Origin of the sequence: Asanoa iriomotensis, from assembly GCF_016862515.1 — a bacterium.
GTDB lineage: Bacteria > Actinomycetota > Actinomycetes > Mycobacteriales > Micromonosporaceae > Asanoa > Asanoa iriomotensis.
Genome location: NZ_BONC01000007.1, coordinates 84012 through 97001 on the forward strand (window position 1 = coordinate 84012; position 12990 = coordinate 97001).

Consider the following 12990-nt stretch of genomic DNA (forward strand, 5'->3'; position numbering starts at 1 on the left):
GGGCGTATCGCCTGCCCGGTTTCTCCCGTTGTGTCTTAGGTGGCACAACCGGGGAGGCGCGGGTGGAGCGAGGTCGGTTCGGTCCCGCGTCGGCCCGCGACCTCATGGAACGCGGCGTCGACGGCCGGGAGCGGGTCGCCGACCGGCACCCGGTGCGGGCCCGCACCAGGCCCCGCCGCGGCACCCCGACACCCCGCCGCCCTCTGCTTCGCCGGGTCCCCGGCCGGCACGTCGCGCTGTCCCGGCGGGCTCCCTGGGAGTCGCGCTACCTGCGCACGCTGCTGCTCGCCGACCTGGCCGTCGGCGGAGCGGCCGGCGGGCTCGCCTTCGAGCTGCGCTTCGGCGACGGACTGACCGAGTACAACCGCGACTACCTGGTGCTCTCGGCGCTGCTGCCGGTCGCGCTGGTCGCCGCGCTCGGGCTGGCCCGGGCGTACGAGTCGCGGTTCCTGTTCGTCGGCACCGACGAGTACCAGCGGGTCATCCGGGCCGGCCTGGGCCTGATCGCCGGCGTCGCGATGGTCTCCTACGCGTTGGAGATCCAACTCGCCCGCTCGTACGTGCTGATCGCCCTGCCGGCCGCCACCTTCGCCACCGTCGGGGTCCGGTTCGCCCTGCGCAAGCGGCTGCACCGGGCCCGCAAGCGCGGCGACTGCCTGCGGCGGGTGATCGTGGTCGGGCACGAGCTCGCCGTCATCCACCTCGCCCGGCAGCTCCAGCGCGAGCGCTACCACGGGCTGGAGATCGTCGGCGCGTGCCTGCCGCCGCAGCACGACGGCGAGGTGGGTCTCCCGGTCTACGGCACGTTCGACGACGTCGCCGACGCCGTCGACGCGTCCGGCGCCGACACGGTCATCGTCCTGTCCTGCCCCGAGATCGACGGGCAGACGCTGCGCCGGCTGGCCTGGCGGCTGGAGCGCGACGAGATCGACCTGATCCTGGCCAACGCGCTGATCGACGTGGCCGGCGACCGCACCACGATCCGGCCGGTCGACGGGCTGCCGATGCTGCACGTCGAGCATCCCCGGCTGGAGGGCGCGGCCCGGTTCGCGAAGGAGGTCGTCGACCGGCTCGGCGCGGCGGTGCTGGTCGCGCTGCTGTCACCCGTCCTGCTGGCGGTCGCCCTCTGCATCCGGCTCGACTCACCCGGCCCGGTACTCTTCCGGCAGGTTCGCACCGGTCGCGACGGCCGGGAGTTCCTGATCTACAAGTTCCGCAGCATGTACCTCGACGCGGAGGCGCGGCTGGCGGAGCTGCGACACCTCAACGAGCACGACGGCGTGCTCTTCAAGATCCGCAACGACCCGCGGATCACCCCCGTCGGGCGCCGGCTGCGCCGGTTCTCGCTCGACGAGCTGCCCCAGCTGTTCAACGTGCTGCTCGGGCAGATGTCGCTGGTGGGACCGCGGCCGCCGCTGCCGCAGGAGGTGGCGCAGTATGCCGACGACGTGCGCCGCCGGCTCGCGGTCAAGCCCGGCATGACCGGGCTGTGGCAGGTGTCGGGCCGGTCCGACCTGCCGTGGGAGGAGGCGGTCCGGTTGGACCTGCGCTACGTGGAGAACTGGTCGCTCTCCCTGGACCTGGTGATCCTCATGCGCACCCTGGCCGCCGTCGTGCGCCCGAGCGGCGCCTACTGACAGAACGAGGAGACACCCCCTCATGACACCGCCGGTGATCGACGGCGCCTTCGCCCGCTGGCTCGCGGGGCGCGCCGGGGAGTTGCTGCTGCGTACCCGCGCCGAGGTCGGTTTCGCCGACCCGCACGCCCTGAAAGCGGCCGGTGACAAGCTGTCACACGAGCTGATGCGCACCGAACTGGCCCGCTGGCGGCCGGCCGACGCGGTGCTCTCCGAGGAGGACAAGGACGCGAAGGCGGCCGGCACCGACCGGCTCACCGCGGACCGCGTGTGGATCGTCGACCCGCTCGACGGCACCCGCGAGTTCTCCGAGGAAGGGCGCGACGACTGGGCGGTGCACGTGGCGCTCTGGGGCCGGCACGGCACGAGCCCGCACAAGCTGCTCGCCGGCGCGGTGGCGATCCCCGCACAGCACCGGACGATGGCCACCGACTTTCCGCCGGCGTACCCGCCGATGCGGTCCGTGTCGCGGCTGCGCCTGGCCGCGAGCCGCAGCCGCCCGCCCGCGTTCCTCGCCGACCTGGCCGCGGACCTGGACGCCGAGCTTGTCCCGATGGGCTCGGCCGGCGTGAAGATCGCCGCAGTGGTCGGCGGCGATGTCGACGCCTATGTGCACGCCGGTGGGCAGTACGAATGGGACTCCGCCGCGCCCGTGGCTGTGGCGACGGCCACCGGGCTGCACGCTTCCCGGATCGACGGTTCTGCGCTGAAATACAACGAGACCGATCCCCGGCTGCCTGATCTGGTGGTTTGCCGGAAGGATCTCGCACCACGGTTGCTCGCGGCGCTGCGGGCACACATCCCAGGGTAGAGTCGCCGAGGAAAAACCCACCGACCGACTAGACAATTCGCTGAAGGGGTTCCATGCCGCCGGCTTACCGGGTCTCCCACCTCGCGGCGCTCGAGGCGGAGAGCATCTTCGTGATGCGCGAGGTCGTCGCCGAGTTGGAGCGGCCCGTGCTGCTCTTCTCGGGCGGCAAGGACTCGATCGTCATGCTCCGGCTCGCCGAGAAGGCGTTCGCACCGGCGCGCATCCCGTTCCCGGTGATGCACGTCGACACCGGCCACAACTTTCCCGAGGTCCTGAAATATCGGGACCGCCGGGTGGCCGAGCTGGGCCTGCAACTGGTGGTCGCCAGCGTGCCCGAGGCGATCGAGTCGGGCCTCGTGGTCGAGCCGGGCGACGGCATGCGCAACCGGATCCAGACGCCGGTGCTGCTCGACGCGGTGGAGAAATACCGTTTCGACGCGCTGTTCGGCGGCGCCCGGCGTGACGAGGAGAAGGCCCGCGCCAAGGAGCGGGTGTTCAGCTTCCGCGACGAGTTCGGCCAGTGGGACCCCAAGAACCAGCGGCCCGAGCTGTGGTCGCTTTACAACGGCCGGCACCACGCGGGCGAGTCGATCCGGGTGTTCCCGCTGTCCAACTGGACCGAGCTGGACGTGTGGCACTACATCCAGCAGGAGCGGCTCGACCTGCCGTCGATCTACTACGCGCACGAGCGCCAGGTGCTCTCCCGCGACGGGATGCTCTACGCGGTCAACGAGTTCATCCAGCCGCGCGGCGCCGAGCAGCCGTTCACCGCCAAGGTGCGCTACCGCACCGTCGGTGACGCCTCGTGCACCGCCGCCGTGGAGTCCGCCGCCGACACCGTCGAAAAGGTGATCGACGAGGTCGCCGCGACCCGGATCACCGAGCGCGGCGCGACCCGCGGCGACGACCGGGTCAGCGAGGCGGCGATGGAAGACCGCAAGCGGGAAGGTTACTTCTGATGTCGACGCCGACCCTGGCTGCCCCCGAGCAGCGCGCCATGGACCTGCTGCGGTTCGCCACCGCCGGCAGCGTCGACGACGGCAAGTCGACGCTGATCGGCCGGCTGCTCTACGACACCAAGTCGCTGTTCACCGACCAGCTCGCCGCCGTCGAGGCGGTCAGCGCGGCGCGCGGCGACGAATACACCAACCTTGCGCTGCTCACCGACGGCCTGCGGGCCGAGCGGGAGCAGGGCATCACGATCGACGTGGCGTACCGCTACTTCGCGACGCCGCGGCGGAAGTTCATCATCGCGGACACGCCCGGGCACATCCAGTACACCCGCAACATGGTGACGGGTGCGTCCACCGCCGACCTCGCGCTGATCCTGGTGGATGCCCGCAAGGGCCTGGTCGAGCAGTCCCGCCGGCACGCGTTCCTCTGCTCGCTGCTGCGGGTGCCGCACCTCGTGCTCTGCGTCAACAAGATGGACCTCGTCGACTGGTCGCAGGAGGTCTACGAGCGGATCGCCGACGAGTTCACCGCGTTCGCCGCCAAGCTCGAGGCGCCTGACCTCTCGGTCATCCCGATCTCGGCGCTCAAGGGCGACAACATCGCGACACGGTCCGAGAACATGCCGTGGTACGAGGGCCCGTCGCTGCTGCACCACCTCGAGCGCGTGCACATCGCTTCCGACCGCAACCTGGTGGACGTGCGGTTCCCGGTGCAGTACGTGATCCGGCCGCAGTCGACGACCGTGACCGACTACCGCGGCTACGCGGGCCAGGTCGCGTCCGGCGTGCTCAAGCCGGGCGACGAGGTGATGGTGCTGCCGTCCGGGTTCACGAGCCGGATCGCCGCGATCGACACCGCCGACGGCCCGGTCGCCGAGGCGTTCCCGCCGATGTCGGTGACCGTCCGGCTCGAGGACGAGATCGACATCTCCCGCGGCGACCTGATCTGCCGGCCCAACAACGCGCCCGCGGTCGCCCAGGACATCGAGGCGATGGTCTGCTGGATGGACGAGACCAAGCCGCTGCGGGTGGGCGGGAAATACTCGCTCAAGCACACGACCCGGTCCGTCCGGGCGGTTGTCCGCGACCTGCACTACCGGCTCGACGTCAACTCGCTGCACCGCGACGAGGAGGCGGGCGAGCTGAAGCTCAACGAGATCGGCCGGCTGCGCCTGCGCACCACGGCCCCGCTGCTCGCCGACGAATACCGCCGCAACCGCACCACGGGCGGGTTCATCCTGGTCGACGAGGCCAGCAACCGGACCGTCGCGGCCGGGATGATCGTCGAAGCGTCCTGACGCCGGTCACTCGATGCGTTCCGCACCGGCGCCGGGCCGCGCGGCGAACCAGGCGGGCGCGGTGAAGCCCCGGTCGGCGTAGGCGGCGCCGACCGCGGCGGCGACCCGCTCGGTCTCGGCCGCGTCGACCAGCGCGAGCACGCAACCGCCGAACCCGCCGCCGGTCATCCGGGCGCCGTACGCGCCCGCCGCCAGCGCGGTCGACACCGCGAGGTCGACCTCCGGCACGGTGATCTCGAAGTCGTCCCGCATCGAGGCGTGCGAGGCGGTCAGCAGCGGGCCGATCTCCCGCACCCGGCCCGCGCGTAGCAGGTCGACCGTGTCCAGCACCCGCTGGTTCTCGGTCACCACGTGCCTGACCCGCCGTCGCATGACGTCGTCCCGCAGCGACGCCAGGGCCTTGTCGAGGTCGTCCACGTCCCGCAGCGCCGCGACACCCAGGAGCGCCGCCGCCTCTTCGCAGGCCCGGCGCCGGCTCGCGTACTCGCCGCCCGCATGCCGGTGCGGCGCGCGGGTGTCGACCACGAGCACCGCGAGCCCGGACCGGGCGACGTCGAACGGGATCTGCTCGATGGCCAGCGAGCGGCAGTCCAGGAAGAGCGCGTGCCCGGCCTCGGCGCGGATGGACGCCGACTGGTCCATGATTCCGCAGGGCATGCCGACGTAGTCGTTCTCGGCCCGCTGGGCCAGCGCCGGCCGGTCCTCGACGGGCAGCGCCAGGCCGCCCAGGTCGGCGAGCGCGGTCAGCACGGCCGACTCGAGCGCCGCCGACGACGAGAGCCCGGCGCCCGCCGGCACGTCGGAGGCGACGGCCAGGTCCGCGCCCGGCACCTCGTACCCCTTGGATCGCAGGGTCCACACCACGCCCGCGACGTAACCGGCCCAACCCTCGACCCGGCCCGGATCGTCGGCCTCCGCCGCGCCGAACTCGACCGTCTCGCCGGTCTGTTCCGACCACACCCGCCACCGCGGCTGCGTCACCGGCGTCGCGGCGACCACGACCCGGTGCGGCAGCGCGAAGGGCAGCACGAAACCGTCGTTGTAATCGGTGTGCTCACCGATGAGGTTGACGCGACCCGGTGCGGCCCAGAGCCCGGCGGGTTCGGCGCCGAACACGGATGCGAAACCCGCTGCCGAGCGGGAGGGGACGGAACTCATGGCCTGCATCCCATCACAACCGCTCGGCGGGAAGAGCGCGACGTGTCTACGATCGCTGCATGCAGGACCAACCCGGCACAGCCGGGCCCCGTCGGCGCGTTCCGACGGGGCGTCCCCAACGCAACCCCGGCCCGGTCGCCCGTCGCCTGGCCCGCCTCGTGGTGCGGACCGCCGACGGCCTGACCGCGGTGCTCGGTGCCGATCCGTCCGCCGGCCGCGAGCAGATCAGCGAGGCCGATCTGCGCGACCTGGTCGCCGCCAACACCCACCTGGACCCGGTCGAACGCCGGATCATCGACGAGGTGCTGGTCGCCCGCGACACCATGGTCCGCGAGGTGATGCGGCCCCGCACCGAGGTGACGTTCCTGTCCGCGCGGCAGACGCTGGCCCAGGTGGCCGACCGCGTCCGCGCGGAGACGCACACCCGCTATCCGGTGGTCGACGGCACCCACGACGACGTGGTCGGCTTCGTGCACCTGCGCGACCTGCTGATCCGCCCCGACGGCGACGGCCGGGTGACGATCGGCGAGCTGACCCGAGAGGTCAAGCGCATCCCGGCCAGCAAGCGCGTGCTGATCGCGCTGACCGAGATGCGCCGGGAGCGGCACCACCTGGCGGTGGTCGTCGACGAGTACGGCGGCACGGCGGGCATCGTCACCCTCGAGGACCTCATCGAAGAGGTCGTGGGGGAGATCCACGACGAGTACGACGTCGAGCCGGACCCGGTGCCGGGCCGCCCCGCCGACCTGGACGGGCGGCTGAACCTGGCCGACTTCGCGGAGCGCGCCGGCTTCGAGCTGCCGGAGGGCCCCTACGAGACGGTCGGCGGCTACGTGATGGCGAGCCTCGGCCGGGTGCCGCGGACCGGCGACGAGGCCCGGGTGCCGGGCGCCGAACCTGACGAGGGCTGGGTGCTGCGGGTGCTGGAGCTGGACGGCCGCCGGGTGTCCCGGGTCGCCATCCGCGCGGCCGAGCCACCGCCACCTCCGCCGCCCGCCGCCGAGCCCGGCGCCCAGGTGATCGCCACGATCCAGATGCCGATCGCCCCGCGCCGCGAGTCGACGTCCGAGGCGGCCAGCCTCCGCGACTAGAAGAGCTGGAGCTTCTGCCAGTTGCTGCCGTCGGTGGAAAAGGCCGCCCAGCTGCTCTGGAACAGGCCGTAGACGACGTAGCCCGCGTACGTGCGGCGGATCGAGCCGGCCGCCGGCAGGCCCGGCACGGGCGAGAACGTGCGACCCGCGTCCGTGCTCACCCACCACGAGCTCTGCCGGCCGTCGCGTTCGACGACGAGCAGCCGGCCGTCGAGCAGCGGCACCGGGTCGCCGGCGACCCCACCGCCGGGCACCTTGTCGTCGGGGCCCGGGCCGCCACCGGCCGACAAGTAGGTCGCGGTGAAGGTGCGGCCGCCGTCGGCGGAGTGGTAGACACCGAGCAGCTCGCCGACCTGGCCGGTGGCCAGCGCGTACACCTCGCTGCCGAGGGTGCCGATCCGCACGTCGGCCACCTCGCCGACCGGCGGGTCCAGCACCGTGGTCGTCCAGTCGCGCCCGGCGTCGTGGCTGACCGCGACGGCCGGCGTGGTGCCGGAAAGGCCGCCGACCCACCAGGAGCCGTCCCCGGCCGGTGCCGGTGCCACCCACCGCACGGCCAGGTCGGGTTGCTCGACCAGCGGCCCGAGGGTGCCCTGGTCCCAGCTGCGCACCACCAGGTCGCCGCCGGCCCGCTCGATCCCGGGCAGCTGGCCGGGGCCGATGTTCTCCTGGGCTGTCGGCGCCGGCGGCGTGCTGGCCTCCCAGCCGACGCCGCTGAACGAGGACCACTGGCTGCCGCCGCCGCGGAGCAGCCAGTGCCCGCCGGGAAAGGCGGTCACGTCGGTCGGCCCGTCCCCGCCGGACGGTGACATCGGCACCGTGTGCCAGGACAGTCCGCCGTCCTCGGTGCTGGCCGGCGGCGGGCAGTCGCGGTCGCAGCCCGCCATGGCGATGCCGTGCGCCGGGTCGGTGAACTCCACGTCGGCGATGTCGCCGTCGATCTCGTGGACCTTGGTGGGCGAGAGGCCGATGATCTCGATGCCGCCGCCCCGGTAGACGGGCGCGATCGCCGGCGGGTCGGTCGCGGTGACGGTGGTCGGGCCGGCGTCCTGCTGCCACGGTCGGGCGCCGATCGCGATCACGCCGAGCACGGCGAGCGCCGCGGCGCCGGCGGTGGTGGCGCGGCGGCGGCGGATCCGGGACGCGCGCCGCCGGACGGCCGCCATCGGTGGCTGCTCGATCTCGTCGAGCAGGGCCGAGCGGGACCGGGCGAGCCGGTTGTCAAGATCGGGCACGGGTCACCTCCGTCCGGTAGCCGTCGAGCCGGTCCGCGAGCGCCGTGCGGGCCCGGGACAGGCGCGACTTGACCGTGCCGGCCGGCACGCCGAGCACCGCGGCGATCTCGTCGACCGGCAGGTCGGCGTAGTAGTGCAGGACCACCACCTCGCGGAACGTCGGCGGCAGCGCGGCCAGGGCCTCGCGCAGGTCGGTGCGTTCGGGGCCGGGAGCGGGCTCGACGGTCTGCGCCACCGGGCGGTCGCGGAGCAGGATCGCGTCGAGCAGCTTGCGCCGCCGCCACCTGCGCCGGACCACGTTGACCGCGACCGTGCGCAGCCACGCCTCCGGGTTGTCCACGTCGGCGAGACCCCGCGGCCGGGCCAGGGCCCGGGCGAACGCCTCCTGCACCACGTCCTGCGCCTCCGTCAGATCGGTGGTGAACGCGTAGACCTGCGCGACCAGCCGGCGATAACAGGCGTGGTAGAGCTCTTCCATCGCCTGCTCGCCCCGCTGCCGCTGCGTGGTCACCGGTCCGCCATCGTCGTGCGCCAATCGCCGTCCTTCCGGTTCTGGCCACACCGTACGAGCCCCGAGGGGCTGGTGGGGTTCCCAATCACCTGCTGGCAGAATTGCCGCATGCCCGACGACAACCCCACTGCCCGGCCCCGGGTGCTCTCCGGGATCCAGCCGACCGCCGACTCCTTCCACATGGGCAACTACCTGGGAGCGGTCCGACAGTGGGTGGCGTTGCAGGAGACGCACGACGCGTTCTACTGCGTGGTCGACCTGCACGCGATCACGGCCGGCCACGACCCCGCGCAGCTGCGCGCGCGCAGCCGGGTCTCCGCCGCCCAGCTCCTCGCGCTGGGGCTCGACCCGGAGCGCTGCACGCTCTTCGTGCAGTCGCAGGTGCCCGAGCACCCGATGCTGTCGTGGGTGCTGAGCTGCATCACCGGGTTCGGCGAGGCCAGCCGGATGGTCCAGTTCAAGGACAAGTCCGCCAAGCAGGGCGCCGACCGGTCCAGCGTCGGGCTCTTCACGTACCCGATCCTGCAGGCCGCCGACATCCTGCTCTACCAGGCCGACGCGGTGCCGGTCGGCGAGGACCAGCGCCAGCACCTCGAGCTGACCCGCGACCTGGCCGGGCGGTTCAACACCCAGTTCGGCAGGACGTTCACGCTGCCGGCGCCGTTCATCGTGCGCGACACCGCGAAGATCACCGACCTGCAGGAGCCGACCGCGAAGATGTCGAAGTCGTCGTCCTCGCCGGCCGGCATCATCGAGCTGCTCGACGACCCGGCGAAGTCCGCCAAGAAGATCCGCTCCGCGGTGACCGACACCGGCCGTGAGATCGTCTACGACCCCGCCAACAAGCCCGGCGTCTCCAACCTGCTCACCATCTACTCGGTGCTCGCCGACCGCCCGATCGACGAGCTGGTCGTGGCGTTCGAGGGCAAGGGGTACGGCGACCTCAAGAAGGAGCTCGCCGAGGTGGTCGCCGAGTTCGTCAAGCCGATCCAGGAGCGCACCAAGGCCTATCTGGACGATCCGGCTCAACTCGACAAGCTGCTCGCGATGGGCGCCGACAAGGCCCGCGCGGTGGCGTCGGCGACCCTGACCCAGGTGTACGACCGCGTCGGCTTCTTCCCCAGCCGGGGCGCCTGAGGCCGGTCTTGCGGATCCGGGTGATCCGCAAGAATGACCAGTGTGAACCCACTCGCCCGGATCGAGGCCGGCATCAACCGGGGCCTCGACCGCGCGCGGGAGCGGTCCGGCGCGTTCGACCACTTCTACCGGGCCGCCGACCGGTTCGGCTTCGTGCTGGGCGGCCGGCTGGCCGCGGCCATCGCGTACTACGGCTTCTTCGCGATCTTCGCGTTCGCCCTGGTCGGCTACGCCGTCTTCGGCTTCGTGCTCAGCAACGGCGGCGTCAACGAGGCGTTCGTCGACTTCCTCACGGCCAACCTGCCGTTCCTCGACATCAAGAACGTGGAGGACGCGGTCAGCGGCGTGCAGACCACCGGCCGCCCGATCGGCATCGTCGGCCTGATCGGCCTGGTCTTCACCGGGATCGGCTGGGTCGAGGCGATCCGCTCCTCGCAGCGCGCCGTGCACTTCCTGAAGCAGCAGCCCGGCAACCTCGTCGTCCGCCGGTTCGTGGACCTCGGCGTGCTGCTGATCGTGCTCGCCATGGTGATCATCTCGGTGGGCGCCGTCGACGGGCTGAGGACCCTGCTGACCTGGGCGATCGGTGGCGGCGGCACGTGGTTGATGGTGCTCACCTACGTGCTCACCGTGCTGGTCAACCTGGTGATCGCGTTCGCGTTGCTGTGTGCGATCCCGCGGATCCGGATGAGCCCGCGCCGCTTGGTGGTCCCGATGATCATGGTTGCCGGGGGTCTGACCATTCTCAACTCGGTCGGGCGGCTCTACGTCAACTGGGTTCGCGACAACGCCGCGTACGCCCTGGTAGGTCCGGTCGGTTTGTTGATCTATCTCTACCTGTACAACCAGATCCTTATCTGGGCCGCGGCCGTGGCCGCCACCGACACGCACGGCACGGTCCGGGACCTCGGCGCGCCGCCGGCCGAGCCGATGCCGCCGCACGGCCCTCCGCCCGTCGATCATGAAGAAGAAGAGGACCCCGGTAACGGCAACCCCGAGGGCCACCACGGCGCATGATGGTCGGATGGGTGCACTGGTGACCTTGCGGCTGCCCGACGACTCGCCGCTGCACGCCCTGCCGTGGATCATCACGTTCGGGCCGATCGGTGACGACGAGGACTGGGAGCCGGTGGTGAGCGGCCCGTACGAACGGCCGCACGCGCTCGCGCTCGCCCAGTCGGTGGTCGCCGACGAGGAGCTGATGGCCGTCGTGGAGCCGTGCATGCCGCACATCTCGGCCGAGGAGATCCGGGGCGAGATCGAGGCGGCCCGGATCTCGGCGTTCCGCGTCGAGCGTCCCCCCGACGGCTCGCTCGACGACTTCGGTCTCGAGGAGGGTGAGGACATCGGCGAGACGTTCGGCGAGAACGACGCGGGCTACGCGGCTCCGCCGCCCACGCCGGACCAGGTGATGGCCGGCTGGGGCCGGATCGCCGCCAAGCTCACGGCGCCGAGGGCCGACAACCGCTGACAAAAGGGTGCCCCGGCGTCGTCACGCCGGGGCACCGTACCCACCACACCCCCACCACAGGGGCCTCGTAGGTAACGCCTTACCCGGTGGTCGCCGGTTTCAACCATGCGGCCGCGTCGACCGGCAGGAAATCTCCCTCGACCGCGGCGGTGGACAGGATCGGCACGCCGTAGCGGCGCACCTCGACGGGCCCGCTGCCGATGTTGACGACGCAGGTCAGGTCGCCGCGGCGGAACGCGAGGACGCCCGGCTCGGCCTCCAGCCAGACCAGCTCGGCGTCGGCCAGGGCCGGCTCGGCGCGGCGCAGTCGCAGCGCCGACCGGTAGAGCTCCAGCGTCGAACCGGGTTCGCCGGTCTGCGCGGCCACGGTGTGCGCGGCCCAGCCCGCCGGCGCCGGCAGCCAGGCACCGCCCGGGCCGAACCCGAACGGCGCGACCGCGCCGGACCAGGGCAGCGGCACCCGGCAGCCGTCCCGGCTCTCGCCGGTGCGCCGGAACGCCGGGTCCTGGCGCAGCTCGTCGGGCAGGTCGAGGACCTCGTCGAGGCCGAGCTCCTCACCCTGGTAGAGGTAGGCGACACCCGGCAGGGCCAGCATCAGCAGGGCCGCCGCCCGGGCCCGGCGCAGGCCGAGCGCGCCGCCGCCGTACCGCGTGACGTGCCGTGGCTTGTCATGGTTGGACAGCACCCAGGTGGTCGGCGCGCCGACCAGCCGGGCCTCGGCCAGCGCGGTGTCGATCACCTTGCGGAACGAGTCGACGTTCCAGGTCGCGTGCAGGAAGTCGAAGTTGAAGACCTGGTGCAGCTCGTCGGCGCCGACGTAGCGGGCCAGCCGGTCCGGCGTCGACGCCCACGCCTCGGCGACGGCCATCCGGTGACCGGGGTAGCTGTCGAAGATCTTGCGCCAGGAGCGATAGATCTCGTGTACGCCGTCCTGGTCGAAGTAGGGGAGCGTGGTGCCCTCCAGGAGCCGGCTCTGCCGCTGGTTGCGGCCGGTCTTGCTGCTGTAGCCGACGTCGGGCAGCCCGGGCGCCTTGATGTTGCCGTGCGCGACGTCGACCCGGAACCCGTCGACGCCGCGGTCGAGCCAGAACCGCAGGATGTCCTCGAACTCGGTGCGCACCTCGGGCAGCTCCCAGTTCAGGTCGGGCTGCTCCGGGTCGAAGATGTGCAGGTACCACTGGCCGTCCGGGACCCGGGTCCAGGCGTCGCCGCCGAAGATGGACTCCCAGTCGTTGGGCGGCTCGGCGCCGTCCGGTCCGCGGCCGTCGCGGAAGATGTAGCGCTCACGCTCGGGCGAGCCGGGCGGCGCGGCGAGCGCCTCCTGGAACCAGCGGTGCGCGCTCGACGTGTGGTTGGGCACCACGTCGATGATCACGCGCAGGCCCAGGGTGTGCGCGTCGGCCGTCATCGCGTCGAAGTCGGCGAGGTCGCCGAACATCGGGTCGACCTCGCGGTAGTCGGTGACGTCGTAGCCGCCGTCGACCATGGGCGAGCGGTAGAAGGGCGTCAGCCAGATCGCGTCGACACCCAGGTCGCGGAGGTACGGCAGACGGTCGCGGACACCCGCGAGGTCACCGATGCCGTCGCCGTTCGCGTCGGCGAAGCTGCGCACGTAGACCTGGTAGACGACCGCGGTGCGCCACCAGCCTGCGCCCAAATTATCCGCATATGTCGACAGCTCAGTTGGC

At 72.1% G+C, this 12990-nt stretch carries 12 protein-coding genes; 8 read left to right on the plus strand and 4 right to left on the minus strand.

The annotated features are described in order from the left end of the window. The first annotated feature begins 62 nt into the window (after positions 1-62). Genes Air01nite_RS07645 through Air01nite_RS07660 form a run of 4 tightly spaced genes read left to right on the plus strand, consistent with a single transcriptional unit; the run spans position 63 to position 4699 of the window. Positions 63-1637 carry a sugar transferase gene (locus tag Air01nite_RS07645; protein WP_373310341.1) on the plus strand — a complete coding sequence of 525 codons (1575 nt, stop codon included), beginning with the start codon at positions 63-65 and terminating at the stop codon, positions 1635-1637. A gap of 34 nt (positions 1638-1671) precedes the next feature. Continuing rightward, entirely contained in the window at positions 1672-2448 is a 777-nt protein-coding gene (locus tag Air01nite_RS07650; RefSeq protein ID WP_203701310.1) for an inositol monophosphatase family protein, read from the plus strand. 53 nt (positions 2449-2501) lie between these two features. Then, positions 2502-3407, plus strand: a complete 906-nt coding sequence (gene cysD, locus Air01nite_RS07655) for a sulfate adenylyltransferase subunit CysD (protein ID WP_203701243.1) — start codon at positions 2502-2504, stop codon at positions 3405-3407. Next, the gene (locus tag Air01nite_RS07660; RefSeq protein WP_203701244.1) at positions 3407-4699 is read left to right on the plus strand and encodes a sulfate adenylyltransferase subunit 1; all 1293 of its coding nucleotides are present in this window, start codon (positions 3407-3409) and stop codon (positions 4697-4699) included. Before cysD ends, Air01nite_RS07660 begins: the two co-directional genes overlap by 1 nt. A gap of 6 nt (positions 4700-4705) precedes the next feature. Here Air01nite_RS07660 and galK read toward each other — a convergent pair whose 3' ends face one another. Continuing rightward, the gene (gene galK / locus Air01nite_RS07665) at positions 4706-5857 is read right to left on the minus strand and encodes a galactokinase (RefSeq protein ID WP_203701245.1); all 1152 of its coding nucleotides are present in this window, start codon (positions 5855-5857) and stop codon (positions 4706-4708) included. 59 nt (positions 5858-5916) lie between these two features. Between galK and Air01nite_RS07670 the strand changes: the two genes are divergently transcribed. Then, positions 5917-6948 (plus strand): hemolysin family protein, encoded by a 1032-nt coding sequence (locus Air01nite_RS07670; protein ID WP_203701246.1) that lies wholly within the window; start codon positions 5917-5919, stop codon positions 6946-6948. On the opposite strand, the gene Air01nite_RS07675 is transcribed toward Air01nite_RS07670, so the two are convergent. Both Air01nite_RS07675 and Air01nite_RS07680 read right to left on the minus strand, forming a co-directional pair. Continuing rightward, the gene (locus tag Air01nite_RS07675) at positions 6945-8183 is read right to left on the minus strand and encodes a beta propeller repeat protein (protein ID WP_203701247.1); all 1239 of its coding nucleotides are present in this window, start codon (positions 8181-8183) and stop codon (positions 6945-6947) included. The genes Air01nite_RS07670 and Air01nite_RS07675 overlap by 4 nt on opposite strands. Further along, complete coding sequence (locus tag Air01nite_RS07680) at positions 8170-8694, minus strand: RNA polymerase sigma factor (protein WP_239090562.1); 525 nt, start codon at positions 8692-8694, stop codon at positions 8170-8172. Before Air01nite_RS07680 ends, Air01nite_RS07675 begins: the two co-directional genes overlap by 14 nt. Positions 8695-8802: 108 nt before the next feature. Here Air01nite_RS07680 and trpS point away from each other — a divergent pair, with 108 nt between their 5' ends. From trpS to Air01nite_RS07695, 3 genes are read left to right on the plus strand one after another with little or no spacing between them, the layout of a single operon-like run. Continuing rightward, positions 8803-9831 carry a tryptophan--tRNA ligase gene (trpS, locus tag Air01nite_RS07685; protein WP_203701248.1) on the plus strand — a complete coding sequence of 343 codons (1029 nt, stop codon included), beginning with the start codon at positions 8803-8805 and terminating at the stop codon, positions 9829-9831. Between the two features lie 42 nt (positions 9832-9873). Beyond that, on the plus strand, positions 9874-10848 hold the full coding sequence (locus Air01nite_RS07690; protein ID WP_203701249.1) for a YihY/virulence factor BrkB family protein: 975 nt from the start codon (positions 9874-9876) through the stop codon (positions 10846-10848). A gap of 7 nt (positions 10849-10855) precedes the next feature. Continuing rightward, complete coding sequence (locus Air01nite_RS07695) at positions 10856-11302, plus strand: hypothetical protein (RefSeq protein ID WP_203701250.1); 447 nt, start codon at positions 10856-10858, stop codon at positions 11300-11302. 79 nt (positions 11303-11381) lie between these two features. On the opposite strand, the gene Air01nite_RS07700 is transcribed toward Air01nite_RS07695, so the two are convergent. Continuing rightward, positions 11382-12980: a glycoside hydrolase family 13 protein gene (locus tag Air01nite_RS07700; RefSeq protein ID WP_203701312.1), complete on the minus strand. Its 1599-nt coding sequence runs from the start codon at positions 12978-12980 to the stop codon at positions 11382-11384. Positions 12981-12990: the final 10 nt, after the last annotated feature.